Raw genomic sequence first — 23,201 nt, forward strand, 5'->3', positions numbered from 1 at the left:
GCTTAGATATATGCGGGCACTAAGCAATGCTTGTGCTCGATATGATATTCAAATTCTTCACGGAAATTCTTAATGAAGGCCCGTACCGGCATGGCAGCCGCATCGCCCAGCGCGCAAATGGTGCGGCCCTGGATGTTGTCGGCGATCGAGTTGAGCATGTCCAGGTCGTCTGGACGACCCTGCCCCTGCTCGATGCGGTGCACCATGCGGTACATCCAGCCTGTGCCTTCACGGCAAGGCGTACACTGGCCGCACGATTCTTCAAAGTAGAAGTAGGACAGGCGTTCCAGCGCCTTTACCATGCAGCGTGTTTCGTCCATCACGATGACGGCGCCCGAACCCAACATCGAACCGGCTTTCGCGATCGAGTCGTAGTCCAGGTCGGTCTGCATCATGATGTCGCCGCGGATCACCGGAGCGGACGAGCCGCCAGGGATCACGGCCTTGATCTTTTTGCCACCGCGCATGCCGCCTGCCAGTTCCAGCAGGGTCGCAAACGGGGTGCCGAGCGGCACTTCATAGTTGCCCGGTTTTTCCACGTCGCCCGAGATCGAGAAGATCTTCGAACCGCCGTTGTTCGGCTTGCCCATCGCCAGGTATTTCTCTGGACCGATGTTCAGCACGAATGGCACGGCCGCGAAGGTTTCCGTGTTGTTGATCGTCGTCGGCTTGCCGTACAGGCCAAACGAGGCAGGGAAAGGCGGCTTGAAGCGCGGCTGGCCTTTCTTGCCTTCCAGCGATTCGAGCAGGGCCGTTTCTTCGCCGCAGATGTAGGCGCCATAACCATGGTGCGCGTGCAACTGGAACGAGAACTCGCTGCCCATGATCTTGTCACCGAGGAAACCGGCGGCACGCGCCTCTTCCAGCGCTTCTTCGAAACGCAGGTATTCCTGGAAGATTTCACCGTGGATATAGTTGTAGCCGACGGTGATTCCCATCGCATAAGCGCCAATGGCCATGCCTTCGATCAGGGCATGGGGATTGTAACGAATGATGTCGCGGTCCTTGAAAGTACCCGGTTCGCCTTCATCTGTATTGCAGACGAGGTATTTTTGGCCCGGGAACTGGCGCGGCATGAAGCTCCACTTCAGGCCGGTAGGGAAACCCGCGCCGCCACGGCCGCGCAAGGACGACGCCTTGAGGTCGGCGATGATCTGTTCCGGCGTGATTTTCTCTTCCAGGATACGCCGCAGGGCGCTATAGCCGCCGCGGTTCACATAATCTTGCAAATGCCAGTTCTTGCCATCCAGATCCTTCAGGATCAATGGATCGATATGGCGGTTGTGGAGTGACGTCATTTCTTGAGTTCCTCCAGCATGGCGTCGATCTTCTCGTTCGACATCCAGCTGCACATGGTTTTATTACTGACCAGCAAGACAGGCGCATCGCCGCAAGCACCCATGCACTCGCCTTCAACCAGGGTGAACTGGCCGTCAGCGGTGGTTTCGCGGAAATCGATGCCCAGTTTCTGCTTCAGGTACTCTGCAGCGCGCACGCCGCCCGACAGGGCGCATGGCAGGTTGGTGCACACGGTGATCTTGTGCTTGCCCACGGGTTTCACGTTATACATATTGTAGAACGTGGCCACTTCCTGCACGGCAATCGCCGGCATGCCGATGTAATCGGCCAGTTCCTTCATGGTTTCCGGCGCCAGCCAGCCCAGTTCATCCTGGGCATGGGCCAGCGCGGCCATGACGGCCGACTGACGCTGGTCGGCCGGGTACTTGGCCAGCTCGCGGTCAATTTTCTTATAGCATTGCTCTGATAACAACATACTTTTTGCCTCTTAGCGGTCAATACTGCCGAACACGATGTCTTGCGTCCCGATGATGGTCACGGCGTCGGCAAGCATGTGCCCACGCGCCATTTCGTCGAGCGACTGCAAGTGGGCGTAGTCTGGCGCGCGCAGTTTCATGCGGTACGGCTTGTTGGCGCCATCGGACACCAGGTACACGCCGAACTCGCCCTTCGGATGCTCCACGGCGCTGTAGGCCTCGCCTGGCGGCACGTGGAAACCTTCCGTAAACAGCTTGAAGTGGTGAATCAAGGACTCCATGTTGGTCTTCATGTCGACGCGGCCCGGAGGCGCCACCTTGCGGTTGCTGGTCATGACAGGACCTTCATTGTTGCGCAGCCACTCCACGCATTGCTTGATGATACGGTTCGACTGGCGCAGCTCTTCCACGCGGACCAGGTAGCGGTCGTAGCAATCGCCGTTGGTGCCGATAGGAATGTCGAAATCCATCAGGTCGTACACTTCGTACGGCTGTTTCTTGCGCAAGTCCCACTGCACGCCCGAGCCGCGCAGCATGGCGCCCGTAAAGCCCATGGCCAGCGCATCTTCCGGCGACACCACGCCGATGCCGACGGTCCGTTGCTTCCAGATTCGATTATCGGTCAACAGCGTTTCGTACTCGTCCACCGAGTTTGGGAAACGGCGCGCGAAGTCTTCGATGAAGTCCAGCAGGGAACCCTGGCGGTTTTCATTGAGTTTGCCAATCGCTTTTGCGTTGCGGATGATGGAAGCCTTGTGCTGCGGCATCGCATCCGGCAGGTCGCGGTACACGCCGCCCGGACGGTAGTAGGCCGCGTGCATGCGCGCGCCCGAGACTGCCTCGTAGGCGTCGAACAAGTCTTCGCGGTCGCGGAAGCAATACAGGAACGGGCCCATGGCGCCAACGTCCAATGCGTGGGTGCCGAGCCACATCAGGTGGTTCAGGATGCGCGTCATCTCGTCGAACATGACGCGGATGTATTGCGCGCGCAGCGGCACTTCCAGGCCCAGCATCTTTTCGATGGCCATCACGTACGCATGTTCATTGCACATCATCGACACATAGTCGAGACGGTCCATGTACGGCACGGATTGCAGGTAGGTCTTTTGCTCAGCCAGCTTTTCGGTGGCGCGGTGCAGCAGGCCGATATGCGGGTCGGCGCGCTGGATGACTTCGCCATCCATCTCCAGCACCAGGCGCAGCACACCGTGCGCGGCCGGATGCTGTGGCCCAAAGTTCAGGGTGTAGTTCTTAATCTCAGCCATTATTTCATCCCGTAATGTTCTTCGCGGATCACGCGCGGCACGTTTTCCCGCGGCTCGATCGTCACGGGCTGGTAAATCACGCGCTTTTGTTCCGGATCGTAACGCATCTCGACATAGCCGGAGACGGGGAAATCCTTGCGGAACGGATGGCCGATGAAACCGTAGTCGGTCAGCAGGCGGCGCAAGTCGTTGTGGCCTTCGAAGAGAATACCCAGCAGATCGAACGCTTCGCGCTCGTACCAGTTGACGGCGCGCCAGATGCTCACCACGGAGGGCAGCAGCGGCATGTCGTCGTCCGGTGCGAACACGCGCACGCGCACGCGCCAGTTATGCTTGACCGACAGCAAGTGCGAGACGGCCGCGAAACGCAGGCCATCCCAGCTACCGTCGCCATAGGTCGAGTAGTCGACGCCGCACAGGTCGAGCAGCTGCTCGAAATGCAGGCTCGGATCATCGCGCAGGGTCAGCATCACGGCCAGGTAGTCCTCGGCCTTGACGACCAGAGTGACTTCGCCCAGCGCAACCGTCGTGCTAACGCGATCGCCCAGGGCAGTGCCGAGGGCGTTTTGCAATACTTCTAAATGTGTTGTCATAATCTGAAGCGGCCCGGTTAGCGTGCGATCGTGCTGGTACGCTTGATCTTGTTCTGCAACTGCATGATGCCGTACAGCAAGGCTTCAGCGGTCGGAGGACAGCCAGGCACATACACGTCGACGGGCACGATGCGGTCGCAACCGCGCACCACGGAATAGGAGTAATGGTAGTACCCGCCGCCATTGGCGCAGGAACCCATCGAGATGACCCAGCGTGGCTCCGCCATCTGGTCGTAGACCTTGCGCAGGGCCGGCGCCATCTTGTTGCACAGGGTGCCGGCAACGATCATGACGTCGGACTGACGCGGCGACGGACGAAACACGACGCCGAAACGGTCCATATCGTAGCGGGCTGCGCCCACATGCATCATTTCGACCGCACAGCAGGCCAGACCGAACGTCATCGGGAACATAGACCCGGTGCGCGCCCAGTTGATCAGCTTGTCGGCCGAGGTGGTGATGAAACCTTCGCTTAATACGCCTTCAATAGCCATGGCTTATTCCCAGTCAAGGGCACCTTTCTTCCAAATGTACCAAAATCCGACCACGAATTCAGCGATGAACACCATCATCGTGACGAAACCGGCCCAGCCCAGGTCGCGCATTGCAACGCCCCATGGGAAAAAGAATGCCGTTTCCAGATCGAACAAAATAAACAGGATTGCGACCAGATAGTAGCGCACATCAAATTTCATGCGCGCGTCTTCGAATGCTTCAAAGCCACATTCGTACGGGGAGAGTTTTGCTGCGTCAGGCTTGTTAGGGCCTAACAGGCGCCCCAGGAGCTGGGGAGCGATACCGACACCAAGGCCGATAATAATGAACAGCAGGACGGGGAAGTAATTTTCGAGGTTCACGATTGATGAGCTTATATTGAACGATCGGTTAAATGAGGACGCTGCGATCATTTGCAGCGTATCTAACGCACGATCCCAATCAAAGCTAAGACCAGGATCGAACGACACATCCTCGTAAAAAAAGCCAGCAACTTTGTACGAGCCATGGCTCGTGCGCCGTTGCTGGCTTCTGATTTCTGGTGCCGACGACGAGACTCGAACTCGTACAGCTTGCGCCACTACCCCCTCAAGATAGCGTGTCTACCAATTTCACCACGTCGGCGGTAAGGCCCGTATTCTACTCTGCTTTGTCGCTAAAGTTAATGCACAAATGCATCAAAACACAGATAAAAACGATAAATTTTTACATCTTCCAGCGCGTCACGATTTTTTCCTGCCGCGCTGCTGAAACATTGAGCAATAATCTGCCCGTAATGAGAATTACTCTCGATGAGGTATCGAGCTCATACAAAATTACTTCGGAATCGCGCCGGCCGGGGTGCTGGCAACCGGTGCCGCCGCTGCCGGAGCGCTGGCGGCCGGAGCCGCAGGCACCGTCGTCGGGATCGCGCCCGCGCCGGTGACCGGCACTGGCTTGACGACTTTATCCATCACGCCGCCGCCGACCGTCGTGGCGCGCTGATTCGCCATCAGCGACAGGGCCAGCGTGGCGCCGAAGAAGATCGCGGCGGCAACGCCCGTCGATTTCGACATGAAGTTCGACGAACCCGTCGCACCGAACAGGCTGCCCGAGGCGCCCGAACCGAAGGCGGCGCCCATGTCGGCGCCCTTACCGTGCTGCAACAACACCAGCGCGATAATCGACAATGCCGAAATAACCTGTACTACCACTACCAGATTGAACATCATGTTCATTGCAATTCCATTCTTAGTTTAAAGTAATTCAATCAGCGGCGTGAATAATCGCCAGGAAATCCGCCGCCTTCAATGCCGCTCCACCGATCAGACCGCCATCGATATCCGGCATCGCCATCAATTCTTTTGCGTTCTCCGGCTTCATGCTGCCGCCGTACAGGATTTGCACGCCGGTCGCTGCTACCGCATTCTTTGCCGCCAGCTGGGCGCGCAATACCTGATGCACGTCCTGCGCCATTTGCGGCGTGGCCGTCTTGCCCGTGCCGATGGCCCAGACTGGCTCGTAGGCCAGCACCAGTTTCGCCACGTCGTCGGCGGAAATCGCCGCCAGCACGGCGCCCAGCTGCTGCGCCACGACGGCGTCCGTCTGGCCCGCTTCGCGCTGCGCCAGCGTTTCGCCGATGCAGACGATAGGCGTGATGCCCGCCGCCAGCGCCGCAACCGTCTTGGCCGCCACTTGCGCATCGCTCTCGCCATGGTAGGCGCGGCGTTCGGAATGCCCGATCACCACATAGCCGCAGCCGAAATCCTGCAGCATGGCGGTCGAGATTTCGCCCGTGTAGGCGCCACTGGCATGCGCGGACACATCCTGCGCACCCCAGCCAAGGGCCGTGCCTGCCAATTGCGCCTGGCACTGCGCCAGATACGGCGCAGGCACACAGACGGCGCTGGCGGCGCCAGAGGCAGCCAGGCCAGCAACTATTTCAGACAATAACACCGCGTTCGAGGTGCGACTGCCGTTCATTTTCCAATTTCCGACGACGAGTTTGCGACGCATAGTAGCCTAAATTCTAATAACCCGTCATTCTAACTCCGGCACCGATGCCGGTCAAACAGGCAGTGCCCCGTTTCAAACAACTTGCAACATGATCTTGCCCACATGCGTGCTCGCTTCCATCAGGGCATGCGCCTCGTTGGCTTTTTCCAGCGGGAAAGTTTTATAGATCACGGGCTTGATCTTGCCCGCCTCGATCAGCGGCCAGACGGTCGTGCGCAAATGGTTCGCGATGGCCGCCTTGAAGGCCACGGAACGGGGACGCAGGGTGGAACCCGTCACTGTCAGACGGCGGCGCAGCAAGGTGCCCAGGTCCAGCTCCGCCCTGGTGCCACCCTGCACGGCGATCAAGCCGATGCGGCCATCGTCGGCCAGGCAGCTGATCTCGCGCGGCAGGTAGTCGCCGCCCACCATGTCGAGGATGACGTCGACGCCCTTGCCACCGGTCAATTCCTTGACGACGGCAACGAAATCTTCCGTGCGGTAATTGATGCCCCGTTCGGCGCCCAGCGCCTCGCAGGCGCGCGCCTTTTCGTCGCTGCCCGCCGTGGCGAAGACGCGATGCCCCAGGGCGGCCGCCAATTGAATGGCCGTCACGCCGATGCCGGACGTGCCGCCCTGCACCAATAAGGTTTCACCGTCGGCCAGCGCGCAGCGGTCGAAGACATTGCTCCAGACGGTAAAGAAGTTTTCCGGGAGGGACGCGCCTTCCAGCGCCGTCAAGCCTTTGGGCAAGGGCAGGCACTGGCCGGCGGGCGCGGCGCAGTATTCGGCATAGCCGCCGCCCTGCACCAGCGCGCAGACGAGGTCGCCTTTTTTGAATTCAGTGTTGCTGAAATCGCCATCGACGACTTCGCCCGCCACTTCCAGGCCCGGCAAGTCGGATGCACCCGGTGGCGGCGCATATTTGCCCAGGCGCTGCAGCACGTCGGGACGGTTGATGCCGGCCGCGTGCACCTTGATCAGCAGCTCTCCGGCTTTGAAGGCGGGAACGGGAGACTCGACGATCTGCAAAACGTCGGCGGGACCTGGCTGGCTGATGGCAACTGCACGCATGGCGGGACTCTTTCAAGGGAAAACGGCGATTGTACGCCAAGCCGTCCACCCTTGCAGGGAGCCTCCCGCCCTAGGCGCCGCCCGTCTTCGACTGGCGCGGCAAGGGCGTGCCCGGCTTCCATTTCGCCGACAGGGCTTGGCCTTCCTCGACTTGCTCATGCGTCATCTTGCGCACCACGGCGGCGCGCTGGTCGGCCGCATTCGCGTTGCCATTCGCCGCCGCGAGGTTCCACAGCATGTAGGCGATGACGTTGTCCTGCTGCACGCCGCCCATGTGGTAGCGGTACATCAGGCCCAGCACCTGCTGCGCCTCGGCATGGTTCTGCTCGGCCGCCTTGCGGAACCAGCCGACGGCCTGTTTATGGTCCTGCAGCACGGCGTTGCCCGTGTAATACATGGCGCCCACGACATACTGGGCATCGGCCTTGCCCTGCTCGGCCGCCTTGCGGTGCCAGAACATGGCTTGCTTGTAGTCCTGCGGCAAGCCCCGTCCCATGTAATACATCAAGCCCAGCAAATGCTGGGCATCGGCGTTGCCAGTCTTGGCCAGTGGCAATATTTCCTTGTAGGCTAGCGCGTAATTCTTGTTGTTGTAGGCGCTGGCGCCTTCGGCGAAGCCAGCCCGCGCGGGTAGCTGTATCGTCAACAGCATGAGTAATGTAATGATCAGTTTTTTCATCGGAATGGGATGTGGTCTGACTACTTGTTCTTGTCCTGCCAAAGGCCTGCGGCAGGATGCTTTTACTTCCAGCTGACTTTGCCCAGGCCCTCGACGCTGACATCGCGGTTGACCGGCTTGCCGTACACCACCACCGAACCGAGTCCGCTCAAGTTCAGCTTGGCATTCGTATGGGCGTTCACCGTGGCGTTGCCCAGGCCGCTCAATTCCAGGTTGACGGCGTCCGCTTCGAATTGCTGCGCATTCAGGCTGCCCAGGCCGCCCAGGCTGGCTTTCAGCATGCGCCCGCGTCCGCCCAGCACCACCGAGCCGGCGCCCTGCAAGTCCAGTTCGGCCCGCTCATTGTTGCCTATCCATATTTGCATGCTGCCCACGCCGCCCAGGCTGGCATTCAGCTTGCGGTAGTCGCCCACCAGCTTGATGCTGCCCGCCCCTTCCAGCGACAGGGTCAGTTCCTCGCCCTTGAAACCCGTGATGTCCGTGCTGCCGAAGCCTTCCGAACTGAGTTCGCGCAAGTTCGGCAGGACGAGGTCGGCGCGGATCGACGAAGGGCCGATCTTGAAGCCGCGCACTTCCGTTTCGATGTGCAGGGTATCGCCGCTTTGCGCCGTGCTGACATCGGCGATGTAGCGCTTGTCGGCCGTGATGCTCAGCGAAGGCACGTTGCCCTGGCGAATGCGCACTTCCATCACGCCATCGAGCTTGACGCGCACCACGCGGGCGTCGACGTTGCGCATTTCCAGCAAGCGGGTCTCGGCGGCCGCGCCGCGCACCAGGCCCAACGTCGCCAGGAACAGCAGCGCCAGTTGCAGTGTCTTTTTCATGTAGAGCATCCTCGGTATCTTGTTTTTATGTGTCGCGGCACCCTCGTGGGGTTCGCGCGCATTGCCATTGGCTACCACTGTAGCAGCAGCAAAAATTGCTGACAATCAATTATGCGAAACGGGCTTTTTCGGTAGCGCTCAGGCGCTTGGCCTTGACCACCACCACGTGCATGGCAGCCTTGTCCGCTGGCGCGGCCAGGGTGACGGTGGAGCTGGCCACTTGCAGGGCCGGGGCGGCCGGGGCGATGGTGTAGCAGCTGGCGCCGAGCAGGATGGCGGCGGCAACGGCGATGACTTCCATGTTTTTAGCGACGTTCATTTGAATCTCCTCGGGTGTCTGGCAGTGGGCTTGCGGTATGGTGTGACTATAGCCATACCGCCCCCGGCAGACACGCCGATTGCGACGAACTGCGCTTTTGGCAGGCTGGCCTGACAAAAACGCGGATGAACGCGCAGATCGCTACGAGTCTTCTTAAAACTCTTCCCACTCGTCGGCGCCGGACTTGGCCGCCTTGACAGGCTTGCTCGGCGACGGCGCGCGGACCGGCGCACGCGGCGCAAGGGCACGAACGGCTGGCGTCGCCTTGAGGCGCGTCACGGGCGCGGGCGCCACGGCGGGACCCGCATCGCCCAGGCGGAACATGCCGACGGCTTGCGCCAGGTCCACGGCCTGCTCCTGCAGGCTTTCCGCGGCGGCGGCCGCTTGCTCGACGAGGGCAGCGTTTTGCTGTGTCATGGTATCCATGTGCGTGACGGCCGTATTGATCTCGCCGATGCCGGCGCTCTGTTCGCGGCTGGCCACCGTGATCTCGCTCATGATGGTCGTCAATTGCTGCACCGACGCCACCACCTGATCCATGGTCTGGCCCGCTTCATCGACAAGGCGCCCGCCGGCATCCACTTTTTCCACCGAATCGCCGATCAGCTCCTTGATTTCCTTCGCCGCACCAGCGGAGCGTTGCGCCAGGTTGCGCACTTCGGACGCCACCACGGCAAAGCCCCTGCCCTGCTCGCCTGCGCGCGCCGCCTCGACGGCCGCGTTCAAGGCCAGGATATTCGTCTGGAAGGCGATGCCGTCGATCACGCCGATGATGTCGACGATCTTGCGCGAGCTTTCCTGGATGCCGGCCATGGTGCCCACCACTTGCTGCACCACCCGGCCGCCCTTGGCCGCAACTTCCGAGGCGGATACGGCCAGCTCATTGGCCGCGTGCGCGTTTTCCGCATTCTGCTTGACGGTCGAGGTCAGCTCGTCCATCGAGCTTGCCGTTTCTTCCAGCGCGCCCGCCTGCGCTTCCGTGCGCGACGACAGGTCGGCATTACCGGCGGCAATGTCGGCCGACTCGCTGCGCACCAGGGTGCTGATGCTGCGGATCTGCACCAGTACGGTGGCAATCTTTTCAACGAACAAGTTAAACGCCTTGGCGATCTGCGCCAGTTCGTCCGAGCCTTCCGCGTCGAGGCGGCTGGTCAGGTCGCCGTCGCCCGTGGCGATCGCTTCCATCGCATCGCGCACCAGGCCCAGGCGGCGCAAGGCGCGCGCCACCAGCACGCTCAATACCGTGGCGGCCAGGGCCAGCACCAGCAAGGCCGTCAAGGCCGAGGCGCGCAGCATGGAGCTCAATGCTTGCGTCGCTTCTGCGCGGTCGAGCACGGTAGCCAGCAGCCAGTCGCTGCCCGGCACTTTACTTACATGCAAGATGCCGTTACGGTCGCCCAGGCGAATGGCGGCGCCATCGCCGCTCTTTTCGATATCGGCCAGCGCCTGCGCGCTCAGGCCAGGGTCCAGCTCGGCCAGGGGCTTCAGGGTCAGCTTGCCGTCCGGGTGGGCGATGATCTTGCCGCCGCCATCGACGAGGAAAGCATAGCTGGACGCCGTCGGCTTGATCGAAGCGACATTTTGCACCACCGCATCCATCATCACGTCGGCCGCCATCACGCCCGTCACGCTGCCCTTGCCGCCCAGCGGCTCGGCAAACGTCACTACCAGTTTGCCCGTGCTGGCGCCGATGTAGGGCGCCGTGATGATGGGGCCGCCCACTTCGGACGCCAGCTTGTACCAGGGGCGCGCCGTGGGATCGTAGTCGGCGGCGCGCTTGCGTTCTTGCGAAAAGACGGCGTGCTTGTCGGCAAAGCCGATATACGCCATGTCGAAGGTGCCGGCCTGCTCGGCCGCCTTCAGGGCCGGCAGCGGGTCGGCCGCCGTGGCGCCCTGCTTGAGCGAGCCCACGACGGCTTGCTTGGAGCGCAGCCATTCGGCGATGGCTTGCGCGTGGCTGTGCGACAACTGCAGCATCTGCGTGTCGAGCGCGGCCAGGGTGCTGGAGCGGGTGGTGAAGAAATTGGCGATGGCGACGGCCAGCATGGCCAGCACGACGATGGAAACGGCGATGGCGATCAGCCGCGCCTTAAGGGAGGACAACATGGTGCATCCAATAAAAAAAGGGGAAATCGGGAGGGATGCACCATGGTCGGGGAATAAGATTTTGTCGTCAAGCAATACTGACAGTCAATTACCCATAAACAACAATTGATACCATATATAAATCAAGTCTCGCCGCGCAGCTTGCGCAGGGCCGGCGAGTCGCCACCCGTGGCCTCAATGCGGAAGCGGGCAAATGCCTGCTCCAGCTCGGGGTAGCGGCGCAGACTGCCTTCGTTAAAGTAGCGCCCGCCAGGGATATCGCCCCATGGCAGCGGCGCGCTCAAGCCCCCGCTGCCCGCCAGGGCCAGCAGCGGCTCGAGCGCGCTGCGCAGGTCGGCCACTTCCGTATCGGCGCCCGCCAGGCGCCCCAGCACTTGCTCCAGCTCGGCGGCGCGGGCTTGCAGGCTCTGTTGATCCATCATCGCTCCTCAATTCTTGATCGTACCGATCAGCACAGGGGCCGACCACAAGCTGCGGTTGGGTAATAAATACTGCTGCGCCCCACCCTTGCGCCGCACCAGCCCACCCAACTCTTGCGTCGGCGCCACCTGACTGACAAACACGTTGACGGTGCCCTTGGGCATGATCTGATACACATCATACAGCGGCGCCTCGCTCTTCAAGGGCAAGCCGAAACAGTCGGCCAGGGTGGCGCAGCGGCTAGATGCCAGCTGCAATTGCGCGCTGGTGGTGAAATACGGCGAGTATGGCGACACATTCTGGCCATGCGGCACGATTTTGACGAGCGCGGCCGACATGGCTTGCACATCGGGCAAGGTGCTGCCGGAAGCGAGCTGCTCGACCGCGCGCGCATAAATCGTCTCGGCCGGCGCGGCGGGATCGGCGGTGCGCAGCTCGCGCAGGAATTGCTGCCCTGGCCCACTATCGAGATAGAGATCGATGGCTGCGCGCTGCAAGCCCGCCGTCTTGAAGGTGCTGAGGTCATTGATTTCGCGCGCATGCACGGCGCGCAAGGCGTCGATATCTTGCGCCGGCATGGCCGCGGACGCGGCTGCGATGGGGATGGGCAGCGGCACCGGCGTCGGTGCGTTGTCCAGCTGCGCCCAGGCACCGGGCGATACGGCAAGCAGAAAGGCGGCGGCCAGCCCGCGGAATGTGCGCATGCTGCTTCTCCTTGGAAGACTCGTTCAGGGGAATATCCCCTCCCGAATCTACAAGGCGCGGCGGCGGCCGATACGCGCTGGATCAAGGCAGATGCACACGCCGGCATCCACCTTCGATACAGCGCAAACAAGGCGCAAAAAAACCGCCAGGGCTTGCGCGCTGGCGGTTTTGATCATGCGGCCGAGGCCGCAGTCAGGCGAATCTGAAGGAAATTAAGCGGCTGGCGCTTCGTTGCCTTCAGCAGCTTTCATCGACAGTTTCAGACGGCCGCGGTCGTCCGTTTCCAGCACTTTGACGCGAACCAGCTGGCCTTCTTTCAGGTAGTCGGCCACGGCGTTGACGCGCTCGTTGGCGATCTGCGAGATGTGCAGCAGGCCGTCCTTGCCTGGCATGACTTGGACGATGGCGCCGAAGTCCAGCAGTTTCAGCACGGTGCCTTCGTAGGTCTTGCCCACTTCGACGGAAGCGGTCAGTTCTTCGATGCGGCGCTTGGCTTCCTGGCCGGCAGCAGCGTCAACGGAAGCGATGGTGACCACGCCTTCGTCGCTGATGTCGATCTGGGTGCCCGTCTCTTCGGTCAGCGCGCGGATCACGGCGCCGCCCTTGCCGATCACGTCACGGATTTTTTCCGGGTTGATCTTGATGGTGATCAGACGCGGTGCGAAATCGGACAGTTCGGTTTTGACGTGCGGCATGGCTTTTTGCATTTCGCCCAGGATGTGCTCGCGGCCTTCCTTGGCTTGCGCCAGTGCCACTTGCATGATTTCCTTGGTGATGCCCATGATCTTGATGTCCATCTGCAGCGCCGTGATACCGTTGCGGGTACCGGCTACCTTGAAGTCCATGTCGCCCAGGTGATCTTCGTCGCCCAGGATGTCGGACAGCACGGCAAACTTGCCGCCTTCCTTGATCAGGCCCATGGCGATACCTGCCACGTGTTCTTTCATCGGTACGCCAGCGTCCATCAGTGCCAGGCAGCCGCCGCAGACGGAAGCCATCGACGAGGAACCGTTCGATTCCGTGATTTCCGATACCAGGCGCACCGAGTAGCTGAACTCTTCAGCTGCCGGCAGGGCGGCGATCAGCGCGCGCTTGGCCAGGCGGCCGTGGCCGATTTCGCGGCGTTTAGGCGTACCGACACGGCCCGTTTCGCCGGTGGCGAATGGAGGCATGTTGTAATGCAGCATGAACGAATCGGTGAACTCGCCCATCAGCGCATCGATCTTCTGGCTGTCGCGGGCGGTGCCCAACGTTGCCACGACCAGCGCTTGCGTTTCGCCGCGCGTGAACAGGGCCGAACCGTGGGTGCGTGGCAGCACGCTGGTGCGGATCGAGATCGGACGCACGGTGCGCGTGTCGCGGCCGTCGATGCGTGGCTCGCCGTCCAGGATTTGCGTACGCACGATTTTCGCTTCGATGTCGAACAGGATGTTGTTCACTTCAGCGCTATCGATGGACGCGCCGCCGGCGGCAGCCGCTTCGGCCGACAGGTCGGCGATCACTTCCGACGTCGCTGCTTTCAGCTTGGCCGTACGCTCTTGCTTGTCCTTGGTTTGATACGCGTCATTGATCTTGGCGTTGGCGAAATGCGCGACGCGGGCGATCAGTGCTTCGTTTTTCGGCGCAGGCGCCCATTCCACTTCCGGCTTGCCGCCGTCACGCACCAGGTCGTGAATCGCGTCGATGACGACTTTCATCTGGTCGTGGCCGAAGACCACGGCGCCCAGCATGATTTCTTCGGACAGCTGTTTCGCTTCCGATTCGACCATCAGCACGGCCGTTTCGGTACCGGCGACAACCAGGTCCATTTCCGACGTTTTCAGTTGCTGGACGGTCGGGTTCAGGATGTACTGGCCATTCGCGTAACCGACGCGCGCGGCGCCGATAGGACCGTTGAAAGGCACGCCCGATACGCACAGGGCGGCCGATGCGCCGATCATGGCGGCGATGTCCGGATCGATTTCAGGGTTGACCGACAGCACGTGAATGATGACTTGCACTTCATTCAGGTAGCCTTCCGGGAACAGCGGACGGATAGGACGGTCGATCAGACGCGATGTCAGTGTTTCTTTTTCGGAAGGACGGCCTTCGCGCTTGAAAAAACCGCCCGGGATTTTACCGGCAGCATAGGTTTTTTCGACATAATCAACCGTCAAAGGGAAGAAATCCTGGCCTGGCTTGGCATCTTTGCGTGCCACTACCGTTGCCAGAACGACGGTATCTTCGATCGACACCAGCACTGCGCCGGATGCCTGACGTGCGATTTCGCCGGTTTCCAGGGTCACTTGGTGTTGACCGTACTGGAAGGTTTTCGTAACTTTGTTAAACATGGGGTATCCCTTTTCTAATTGCCGACAGATTTTCAGGGGCTGTCGTTCACCTCACCACAGGCGGCGGAACATCGTTGCCGCCTTTACTACTTTACTTTTAAAACATGATATCGGTAGAGAATACTGCACTTACCGATAAAAATCCGGAATTCAAATGACAAAATGCCCGCGTCAGCGAACTGGCGCAGGCATTTCTGTATAAACCTTGTACGGCAAAAATTACTTGCGCAGACCAAGTTTAGCGATCAGGTCGCGATAACGGGTAGCGTCTTTAGCCTTCAGGTAGGACAACAGGCTCTTACGACGGTTGACCATCATGATCAGGCCGCGGCGGGAGTGGTGATCTTTCGAGTGGGCTTTGAAGTGGCCGTTCAGTTCGTTGATGCGAGCTGTCAGCAGTGCAACTTGCACTTCAGGGGAGCCGGTGTCGTTTTGACCACGTGCGTTGTCCGCGATGATAGCGGCTTTGTTGATGTTTTCTACTGTCATGATAAACCTTTCACATGCGGTGCACAGAGTCTGAACCCTATCCACCGTGAACTACGATTATTAAAATACTGGCCTATGCTGCCAACCAGACGCGCAAGTATATCGGAAAAATGCCCGCCTGTATCCTGCCGTGCGCGCTTTTCTCGGTGCATGATAGGGTTTTCCTGCATTTCAGGAGGTCAACCATGAAAAAACTGCTCAAATCAGCAACACCGCTGCTGTTTGCCGCGCTGGCTGGCTGCGCCAGCTGGAACGTCCCGCCGCCCCAGCCGGGCGAAGCGCGCGCCGCCGTGGAAGCGCGCCTGGGGCGGCCAAGCAATATCTATCAACTGCCCACCGGTCCCGAGCTTGAATACGCCACGGGGCCATATGGCCAGTACACCTACATGGCCCGCTTCGGCCCCGACGACAAGTTGATTTCCTACGAGCAAGTGCTCGACACACCGGGCTTTGCCCGCATCAAGGTGGGCGTATCAACGCAGCAAGACGTGCTGCACACCCTGGGCCGCCCGACGGAAACCTCCTACCTGTCGCTGCCGAAACTGCACGTCTGGTCCTACCGCTACAAGGAATCGGGTGTGTGGGATTCCATGATGCACGTGCACTTCGACCACGACGGCATCGTGCGCATGATGATGAACGGGCCCGATCCGGCCAAGGAAGAGCGGCGCTTTTTCTGGTGAAGACAGCCTTATGGTTGGGGATCGATACGCTCATCCTTGGCGTGCAGTTTATTGAGCGCCGACAAATACGCCTTGGCCGACGCGACGATGATATCCGGGTCGGCGCCCACGCCGTTGACGATGCGTCCGTCGCGCGACAGCCGCATCGTCACTTCGCCCTGCGACTGCGTGCCCGTGCTGATGGCGTTGACGGAGAACAGGACCAGCTCGGCACCGCTGGCGGCCGCGCTTTCGATGGCGTTGACGGTGGCGTCGACGGGGCCGTCGCCCTGCCCTTCGCAACTGCGCTGCACGCCGCCGACGAGAAACTCCACGCGCGCATGCGGTACGGCGCCCGTCGTCGACTGCTGTGTCAGGGAAATGAAACGGTAGTGCTCACTCTCCTGCGCCTGCTGCTCCTCGCTGACGAGGGCCATGATGTCTTCGTCGAAAATCTCGGATTTCCGGTCCGCCAGCTCCTTGAAGCGCAGGAAGGCCGCGTTGACTTCCGCCTCGGATTCCAGCGCGATGCCCAGCTCGTGCAGCCGCTGCTTGAAGGCATTGCGCCCCGACAATTTGCCGAGGACGATCTTGTTGGCCGTCCAGCCTACGTCTTCGGCGCGCATGATTTCATACGTTTCGCGCGCTTTTAAAATGCCATCCTGGTGGATGCCGGACGCGTGCGCGAAGGCGTTCGCGCCGACGACGGCCTTGTTCGGCTGCACGGCAAAGCCCGTGATCTGCGACACCATCTTGGACGCGGCGACGATCTGCGTCGTATCGATGCCCACCGTCAGGTTGTAATAGGCGGCGCGCGTGCGCAGCGCCATCACCACCTCTTCCAGCGCCGTGTTACCGGCCCGCTCGCCGAGGCCATTGACGGTACACTCGATCTGCCGCGCGCCGCCGATCATGACCCCGGCCAGCGAATTGGCCACCGCCAGGCCCAGGTCGTTATGACAATGCACGGACCAGATGGCTTTATCGGAGTTTGGTATGCGTTCGCGCAAGCGCTTGATGGTCGCGCCAAAGATTTCCGGCACGGCATAGCCCACGGTATCGGGGAAATTGATGGTGGTGGCGCCCTCGGCGATCACGCCTTCCAGCACGCGGCACAGAAAATCCTCGTCGGAGCGGCTGCCGTCTTCGGGGCTGAATTCGATGTCGTCCGTGAACTGGCGCGCGTAGCGCACGGCGTTTTGCGCCTGCGTCAGCACTTGCTCTGGCGTCATGCGCAGCTTGATCTGCATGTGCAGGGGCGACGTGGCGATAAACGTGTGGATGCGCTTGCGCTCGGCTGGCGCCAGGGCTTCGGCGGCGCGGGCGATGTCGCGGTCGTTGGCGCGCGACAGCGAACAGATGGTGGACTCGCGCACGGCGCCGGCAATCGCCCGTATCGACTCGAAGTCGCCTTGCGAGGCGGCGGCGAAGCCCGCTTCGATCACGTCGACCTTCAGGCGTTCGAGCTGTTTGGCGATGCGCAGCTTTTCCTCGCGCGTCATGGAAGCGCCCGGCGATTGCTCGCCGTCGCGCAAGGTGGTGTCAAAAATGATGAGTCGGTTGCTGGTGCTCATGGCTGCTCCTGGCTGGCTGAAGACTGGCGACGCTACCGACTCGCCTCATTAATGCTCGGGGTCGGTCTGGATAATGCTGACGGGCTTGCCCTTCGCCATGCGCCAGAAAAACACGGCGTAGCCGGAAAGGCCATAGGCGACGAAAATCGGGAACAGCACTTTCGGCGGGTCGATGGAAATGAGCGCAAAGAACAATGCCAGCAGGAATACCACGATGAAGGGCACGGACTTGCGGAAATTCACATCCTTGAAGCTGTAGAACGGCACGTTGGTGACCATGGTCAAGCCGGAGAACAGGGCGATCGTCCACGACACCCAGGCCAGCTGGTTGCCGGCAAATTCCAGGTCGTTCATCAGCAGGATGAAGCCGGCCACCATGGCGGCGGCCGCCGGGCTGGGCAAGCCCTGGAAGAAGCGCTTGTCGACCACGGCGATATTCGTGTTGAAGCGGGCCAGACGCAAGGCGGCGCCGGCGCAATACACGAAGGCGGCCAGCCAGCCCAGCTTGCCCATGCCGCGCAGCGACCATTCATAGATCACCAGCGCCGGCGCGGCGCCGAACGAGACCATGTCGGACAGGCTGTCGTACTGGGCGCCGAATTCGCTCTGCGTATTCGTCAGGCGCGCGATGCGGCCGTCGAGGCCGTCGAGGATCATGGCGATGAAGATGGCCCAGGCCGCGTGTTCGAATTTCTGGTTCATGGCCATGACGATGGCGTAGAAGCCGCAAAACAGGGCTGCCGTCGTGAAGGCATTCGGCAACAGATAGATGCCGCGGCGGCGCAAGGTTTTCTTGCCACTGCCATCGGTCACCGGCTGGCGCACGAATTTGCTGAAGCGGGACGCTTTGGATGTTGCGGGAGTGCCGTTCTTGCCTCTACGACGGGGGAAGTTTGCCATGTTGTTCCATATCTTGTGTACTGCGGGGGAATCGGTGCCAGATAGCGGGTGCATGACTGTCATGGCATGCGCCCGCCGATGTTGCCATTATAGAGGAGCCACCGCCAAAGAAAAGCGCGGCGGCGTCAAGCCGGCAATATTGACGCCTGTTCAAGCATTATTTGAACTTGACCTTGGCCACCAGGCCCATGTTCAGGGTCGTTTCGCCCGGCTCGAAGCTCGGTTCGGCCACCTGGCTGCCGCCATAGCCCATGGAGTCGGCGCTCATGTTGCGCGCGCCGGTCACATTGACGCGCTGCGCGTAATTGCCCGAACCTTCGAAATCGATGGTGTCGATCACGGCGTCATTGACGTTGCGGCCCATGGCGCCGGCGATGGCGGCCACGCGTTCGTTGAGGTTTTTGTAGGCGGCGGCGATGCGCTGATCGTCGAGCTTGCGGATGGTGGCGGGCGCCAGGCCGAAGTTCAAACGGTTCAGGGTCAGCACGCCTTGCGCAGCGGAAACAGTTTTCGGCAAGGCCGCCAGGTTGGTTGTCGTTACCTGCAGGTACTGGCCCACTCGCCAGCCGGTCGGCACTCTGGGCTTGGCGGCGACGCCAGGCGGCAAAGGCGCCGTTTCCGGGTACACGGCATACGTGTAATAGCCCTGGGTTTTCAGCACGGCTTGCGGATCGGCCTTCTTGACGATGGCCGCGCCCTGGTTCATCTTCTGGTTCACGCGCGAGGCGGCGGCGGCCTTGTCCTTGTCCTGCTCTTCGACGGCCAGGGTGACGGTCACCTGGTCGTTCGCATGCACCACTTCGCCATTCGCGGGCACCACCACGAGGGTGCCCGAAGTAGGCAAGGCCTGGGCTTGGGCGCCCAGGACAACGGTAGCGGCGGCGGCCAGCAATGATTTCATGACGGTCATGGTGTTCTCCTGGAAAATAATGGGGCAAAAACAAGCATGGGGCCAACAGCCCCATGATTTTTAAAACATGCTAACGTGGAAATACTTCCACACTATTGAACTTACTTGAACTTGACCTTGCCGACGACACGCATGTCGAGCGTCGTTTCGCCTGGTTCGAAGCTTGGTTCGGCCACGGCACTGTCTTCGCTCATCTTGGCGCTGCGCATCATCATCGGTGCGGCGGCAGCACGGTTTTCCGTGGTGTAGTTGCCCGAACCTTCGAAGTCTACCGTATCGAGCACGGCGTCGGAGACGTTGCGGCCCATGGCCTTGGCGATGGCGGCCACGCGCTCGTTCAGGTTTTTATAGGTGGCGGCGATGCGCTGGTCGTCCAGCAGGCGGATGGTTTCCGGCTTCAGGCCGAAATTCAAGCCATTCAGGGTCAGCACGCCTTGCGCCGCCGACACGGTTTTTGGCAAGGTCGCCAGGTTGGCCGTCGTCACTTCCAGGTACTGGCCGACACGCCAGGCCGTAGGCAAACGCGGCTTGGCCACGGCGCCAGCCGGCAATGGGCGCTCTTCCGGATACACGGGATAGGTGTAGTAGCCATACGATTTCAATGCCGCCGACGGGTCGGCCTGCTTGACGATGGCGATGCCCTTGTTCATCTTCTGGTTGACTCGCGACGCGGCGGCAGCCTTGTCCTTGTCCTGTTCTTCAACGGCCAGGGTAGCGACCACCTGGTCATTGACATGCTTGACTTCGCCAAACGCGGGTACGACCACCAGGGTGCCGGAAGTCGGCAAGGATTGAGCTTGTGCGCTCAGGGCAACGGTGGCTGCGGCGGCAACAAGGACGGATTTCATCACGGTCATGGGGTACTCCTAGGTAGTTAATGTGGCTGACAGCCAGCGAACGGGGCGCTTTTGGCACCCCTTTCACCTGAGAAACTTGTCAAACTGTGTAGATTCTAACGCCTCATTCATTCCCGTGGCGCAAATTAACAAATCGTCACAAAATGCGCTTGCCAGTCACATCTGCTCACATTTCAACACGCTGTCATCATAAATAACAATGTTATTAGTGGCCTACGACTGCGCCACCGCTGCGCCGGCCCGGCTTGAAACTGTGGCGGTGGGCGCACCAGGCGATGGTCAACGCCACCAGCAGCAAGGCCAGCATGGCCCACGGGAACGATGCCGCGCCATAGCCGTCGAGCAGCATGCCGCCCGCCAGGCCGCCACCGGCGATGGCCACGTTCCAGATGGTCGCCACCATGGCTTGCGCCACGTCCATGCCGTCGCCGGCCGCATCCGCCGACGCCGTCTGCAGCAAGGTGCCGGCGCCGCCAAAGGTGATGCCCCAGATGGCCATGCTGACATAGATCACGGCAGGCGAGTCCATCGCCAGGCCCAGCGCCACCATCACGAGGGCCAAGGCGGCGATGCAGCCCAGTACGAGCGGACGCAGCCAGCGGTCGATCAGCTGGCTGACCAGCCAGATACCGGCCAGGGAACCCACGCCATACACGAGCAGCACCAGGTCGACGCGCGGGCGCAGGCCGGATGGCGCCAGGAACGGCGCGATGTAGGTATACAGAATGTTATGCGCCAGCATCCAGGCGACGATGACGGCCAGAATCGGCCGCACGCCCGGCGTCAGGAACACCTGGCGGATCGACAGGCGCTCGCCATTCTTTTGCCCCGGATAATCGGGTACGACCAGCAGCACCCACGCGACCAGCACCACAGCCAGGCCCGACATGATGCCGAAGATGCTGCGCCAGCCCAGCACGCCGCCCATCAGGGTGCCCAGCGGCACGCCCAGCGACAGAGCCAGCGGCGTGCCGATCATGGCAATGGCCATCGCCCTGCCCTGTTGTTCGACGCTCACCATGCGGCGCGCGTAGCCGGCCATCAAGCCCCAGGCCAAGCCAGCGGCCATGCCAGTGACGAAGCGCGAGGCCAGGGCAACCATATAGTTGGGCGACAGGGCCGTCGCCGTATTGAAGATCAAGAAACCGATGATGGCCAGCAGCAAGACATTGCGCCGGCGCCAGCCGCTCGTCAGGGCCGTCAGCGGGATCGCCGTCAGGATGGAGCCGATGGCGTAGACGGTCACCAGCTGGCCCGTCATGACTTCGGAAATATTGAGATCATGGGCAATCTGCGGCAGCAAGCCGGCCGGCAAGGTTTCGGACAGGAGGGCGAGAAACGCCGTCATGGCCAGGGCCAGCAAGGCCAGGACGGGAAGCCGTTCGGAAATGGAAGATTCTGCAGTGCCCGGCATGGGTACTGTGGCGGTAATGCGGTCAGTCATAGGGGTCCTTCAGGTTGCCAAGCGGCTGATCATTTAGCGCCTGGCGTGCTACAAAAGCGGTGATGCGCGTTGCGGTCGGCAGATACCGAAACAGATGCAGTCCATGTGAAACTGCAAAGGAAGGGCGGGATTATATAGGAATATAAAAAACAGGAGGCGGGCGAAAAGCGTGCGCGCCAACGTGCGCGCCAAAACAACCGCGCTTACGCTGGCGTCATGCAGGCATCATTGGCCGCCTTGCGTGGCGAAAACCAGGCATTCGATTTCGGACTGTACAGCAAGGCACAGATGACGGCGAACAGGAGCGCGCCAGGCAAGACGTGCATCTTGACCGGCAAGGTCGCCAGGCAGAACGCAATGTCGATCACGCCCCACACCAGATACACAGTGCGCGCGCCACGCTGCCTTTGCAGCATGGCCAGCGCCGCCACCAGGTTAATGCTCATGCTGAAAAGCAAAATCGCGTATTGCGCCTCGGCGGAAATCACGCTGTGCGCCATCCCGGCCAGCATGGCGGGATCGTTGCGGCCGAGGTAGGACGAGACCAGCGCTGACAGCGAGCCGAAAATCAGAAACCAGCAGCTGATGGTCACCAGGAAGGGGCGCTTGAGCACATGAAGATTCCCGACAAAAACTTTAGAAAAAACAAGCATGGTGCGCACGGTAGGATTGAATGGGCCTGATTGTAACGGATGTTGCCTGCCAAACGATGCGCATAAAAAAAGCCGGCTTGCGCCGGCTTCTTGTGATGCACTACAACTGCTTAGTTCTTCGACTGGTCAACCATCTTGTTCTTGGCGATCCAAGGCATCATGGCGCGCAGTTTCGCGCCCACTTCTTCGATCTGGTGCTCGGACGTCAGACGGCGGCGCGAGATCAGGGTCGGTGCGCCTGCCTTGTTTTCCAGGATGAAGCTCTTCGCGTATTCGCCCGTCTGAATGTCTTTCAGGCATTGACGCATCGCATCCTTGGTGGCCGACGTCACGACTTTAGGACCGGTCACGTATTCGCCGTATTCAGCGTTGTTCGAGATCGAGTAGTTCATGTTGGCGATGCCGCCTTCATAGATCAGGTCGACGATCAGCTTCAGTTCGTGCAAGCACTCGAAGTACGCCATTTCAGGCGCGTAGCCCGCTTCCGTCAGGGTTTCGAAGCCGGCCTTGATCAGTTCCACGGCGCCGCCGCACAGCACGGCCTGTTCGCCGAACAGATCCGTTTCGGTTTCTTCACGGAAGTTCGTTTCGATGATGCCGGCACGGCCGCCGCCGTTGGCCGAGGCGTACGACAGGGCGATATCGCGGGCGATGCCCGATTTATCCTGGTACACGGCGATCAGGTGGGGCACGCCGCCACCCTGGGTGTAGGTAGCACGCACGGTGTGGCCCGGCGCTTTCGGCGCGACCATGATCACGTCCAGGTCGGCGCGTGGCACGACTTGGCCGTAATGCACGTTGAAGCCGTGGGCGAAGGCCAGCACGGCGCCCTGCTTGGCGAACGGGGCGATGTTTTCGTTGTAGACCTGGGCGATGTTTTCATCCGGCAGCAAGATCATGATGACGTCAGCCGCTTTCACGGCGTCGTTGACTTCCGCCACTTTCAGGCCGGCTTGCTCGACCTTGGTCCACGAAGCGCCGCCCTTGCGCAGGCCGACGGTGACGTTGACGCCCGAATCGTTCAGGTTTTGTGCGTGTGCATGGCCTTGCGAACCGTAGCCGATGATGGCAACGTTTTTGCCTTTGATCAAGGAGAGGTCAGCGTCTTTGTCGTAAAAAACTTTCATGGTATTTCCTATAATTTGATGATGCG

Annotated in this window: 25 protein-coding genes and 1 tRNA gene; 1 reads left to right on the forward strand and 25 read right to left on the reverse strand. The window is 61.0% G+C overall.

What is annotated here, in order from left to right; translation table 11 throughout:
* Positions 1-2 precede the first annotated feature (2 nt).
* From nuoF to rpsO, 18 genes are all read right to left on the reverse strand, one after another.
* Positions 3-1,298 (reverse strand): NADH-quinone oxidoreductase subunit NuoF, encoded by a 1,296-nt coding sequence (gene nuoF, locus FG13_RS10030; RefSeq protein WP_010399729.1) that lies wholly within the window; start codon positions 1,296-1,298, stop codon positions 3-5.
* A complete protein-coding gene (nuoE, locus tag FG13_RS10035; protein WP_035820520.1) occupies positions 1,295-1,774 on the reverse strand; it encodes an NADH-quinone oxidoreductase subunit NuoE in 480 nt (159 codons plus the stop codon). The genes nuoF and nuoE overlap by 4 nt, the downstream gene beginning before the upstream one ends.
* Positions 1,775-1,786: 12 nt before the next feature.
* Positions 1,787-3,040, reverse strand: a complete 1,254-nt coding sequence (locus FG13_RS10040; RefSeq protein WP_034749992.1) for an NADH-quinone oxidoreductase subunit D — start codon at positions 3,038-3,040, stop codon at positions 1,787-1,789.
* A complete protein-coding gene (locus FG13_RS10045; protein WP_035820522.1) occupies positions 3,040-3,633 on the reverse strand; it encodes an NADH-quinone oxidoreductase subunit C in 594 nt (197 codons plus the stop codon). The genes FG13_RS10040 and FG13_RS10045 overlap by 1 nt, the downstream gene beginning before the upstream one ends.
* Before the next feature lie 17 nt (positions 3,634-3,650).
* A complete protein-coding gene (locus FG13_RS10050) occupies positions 3,651-4,127 on the reverse strand; it encodes a NuoB/complex I 20 kDa subunit family protein (protein ID WP_010399733.1) in 477 nt (158 codons plus the stop codon).
* Between the two features lie 3 nt (positions 4,128-4,130).
* A complete protein-coding gene (locus FG13_RS10055) occupies positions 4,131-4,490 on the reverse strand; it encodes an NADH-quinone oxidoreductase subunit A (RefSeq protein WP_010399734.1) in 360 nt (119 codons plus the stop codon).
* A gap of 177 nt (positions 4,491-4,667) precedes the next feature.
* Positions 4,668-4,752: transfer RNA gene (locus FG13_RS10060), tRNA-Leu, on the reverse strand.
* Positions 4,753-4,943: 191 nt separating this feature from the next.
* Positions 4,944-5,345, reverse strand: coding sequence for a preprotein translocase subunit SecG (gene secG, locus FG13_RS10065; protein ID WP_035820525.1), 402 nt, complete (start codon positions 5,343-5,345; stop codon positions 4,944-4,946).
* Between the two features lie 28 nt (positions 5,346-5,373).
* Entirely contained in the window at positions 5,374-6,123 is a 750-nt protein-coding gene (gene tpiA / locus FG13_RS10070; RefSeq protein WP_081922519.1) for a triose-phosphate isomerase, read from the reverse strand.
* 72 nt (positions 6,124-6,195) lie between these two features.
* Positions 6,196-7,176, reverse strand: coding sequence for an NAD(P)H-quinone oxidoreductase (locus FG13_RS10075; RefSeq protein ID WP_035820530.1), 981 nt, complete (start codon positions 7,174-7,176; stop codon positions 6,196-6,198).
* A gap of 70 nt (positions 7,177-7,246) precedes the next feature.
* Positions 7,247-7,855: a tetratricopeptide repeat protein gene (locus FG13_RS10080; RefSeq protein ID WP_035820533.1), complete on the reverse strand. Its 609-nt coding sequence runs from the start codon at positions 7,853-7,855 to the stop codon at positions 7,247-7,249.
* Positions 7,856-7,917: 62 nt separating this feature from the next.
* Positions 7,918-8,679: a GIN domain-containing protein gene (locus FG13_RS10085; protein WP_035820535.1), complete on the reverse strand. Its 762-nt coding sequence runs from the start codon at positions 8,677-8,679 to the stop codon at positions 7,918-7,920.
* A 109-nt stretch (positions 8,680-8,788) separates the two neighbouring features.
* Positions 8,789-8,998, reverse strand: coding sequence for a hypothetical protein (locus FG13_RS10090; RefSeq protein ID WP_035820537.1), 210 nt, complete (start codon positions 8,996-8,998; stop codon positions 8,789-8,791).
* A gap of 153 nt (positions 8,999-9,151) precedes the next feature.
* On the reverse strand, positions 9,152-11,104 hold the full coding sequence (locus FG13_RS10095; RefSeq protein ID WP_035820542.1) for a methyl-accepting chemotaxis protein: 1,953 nt from the start codon (positions 11,102-11,104) through the stop codon (positions 9,152-9,154).
* Between the two features lie 122 nt (positions 11,105-11,226).
* Positions 11,227-11,526, reverse strand: a complete 300-nt coding sequence (locus tag FG13_RS10100) for a hypothetical protein (protein ID WP_051958862.1) — start codon at positions 11,524-11,526, stop codon at positions 11,227-11,229.
* 6 nt (positions 11,527-11,532) lie between these two features.
* Entirely contained in the window at positions 11,533-12,228 is a 696-nt protein-coding gene (locus tag FG13_RS10105) for a hypothetical protein (protein WP_051958864.1), read from the reverse strand.
* A gap of 213 nt (positions 12,229-12,441) precedes the next feature.
* Positions 12,442-14,559, reverse strand: a complete 2,118-nt coding sequence (gene pnp / locus FG13_RS10110; RefSeq protein WP_010399742.1) for a polyribonucleotide nucleotidyltransferase — start codon at positions 14,557-14,559, stop codon at positions 12,442-12,444.
* A gap of 219 nt (positions 14,560-14,778) precedes the next feature.
* Positions 14,779-15,048, reverse strand: coding sequence for a 30S ribosomal protein S15 (gene rpsO, locus FG13_RS10115; protein ID WP_010399743.1), 270 nt, complete (start codon positions 15,046-15,048; stop codon positions 14,779-14,781).
* A gap of 185 nt (positions 15,049-15,233) precedes the next feature.
* Here rpsO and bamE point away from each other — a divergent pair, with 185 nt between their 5' ends.
* Positions 15,234-15,731, forward strand: a complete 498-nt coding sequence (bamE, locus tag FG13_RS10120; protein WP_035820545.1) for an outer membrane protein assembly factor BamE domain-containing protein — start codon at positions 15,234-15,236, stop codon at positions 15,729-15,731.
* Positions 15,732-15,739: 8 nt separating this feature from the next.
* On the opposite strand, the gene FG13_RS10125 is transcribed toward bamE, so the two are convergent.
* The 7 genes from FG13_RS10125 to ilvC form a co-directional block, all read right to left on the reverse strand.
* Positions 15,740-17,284 carry a 2-isopropylmalate synthase gene (locus FG13_RS10125; protein ID WP_035820548.1) on the reverse strand — a complete coding sequence of 515 codons (1,545 nt, stop codon included), beginning with the start codon at positions 17,282-17,284 and terminating at the stop codon, positions 15,740-15,742.
* A 48-nt stretch (positions 17,285-17,332) separates the two neighbouring features.
* The gene (gene pssA, locus FG13_RS10130; protein WP_035820550.1) at positions 17,333-18,184 is read right to left on the reverse strand and encodes a CDP-diacylglycerol--serine O-phosphatidyltransferase; all 852 of its coding nucleotides are present in this window, start codon (positions 18,182-18,184) and stop codon (positions 17,333-17,335) included.
* Between the two features lie 157 nt (positions 18,185-18,341).
* On the reverse strand, positions 18,342-19,094 hold the full coding sequence (locus FG13_RS10135; protein ID WP_035820553.1) for an SIMPL domain-containing protein: 753 nt from the start codon (positions 19,092-19,094) through the stop codon (positions 18,342-18,344).
* Positions 19,095-19,195: 101 nt separating this feature from the next.
* Positions 19,196-19,951 (reverse strand): SIMPL domain-containing protein, encoded by a 756-nt coding sequence (locus FG13_RS10140; RefSeq protein WP_035820556.1) that lies wholly within the window; start codon positions 19,949-19,951, stop codon positions 19,196-19,198.
* 205 nt (positions 19,952-20,156) lie between these two features.
* Complete coding sequence (locus tag FG13_RS10145) at positions 20,157-21,395, reverse strand: MFS transporter (RefSeq protein WP_081922520.1); 1,239 nt, start codon at positions 21,393-21,395, stop codon at positions 20,157-20,159.
* Positions 21,396-21,598: 203 nt separating this feature from the next.
* Entirely contained in the window at positions 21,599-22,009 is a 411-nt protein-coding gene (locus FG13_RS10150) for a hypothetical protein (protein WP_035820558.1), read from the reverse strand.
* A gap of 149 nt (positions 22,010-22,158) precedes the next feature.
* On the reverse strand, positions 22,159-23,175 hold the full coding sequence (gene ilvC, locus FG13_RS10155) for a ketol-acid reductoisomerase (RefSeq protein ID WP_034750044.1): 1,017 nt from the start codon (positions 23,173-23,175) through the stop codon (positions 22,159-22,161).
* Between the last annotated feature and the right edge of the window lie 26 nt (positions 23,176-23,201).

Source organism: Janthinobacterium sp. RA13, from assembly GCF_000745325.1.
Taxonomy (GTDB): domain Bacteria; phylum Pseudomonadota; class Gammaproteobacteria; order Burkholderiales; family Burkholderiaceae_D; genus Janthinobacterium; species Janthinobacterium rivuli.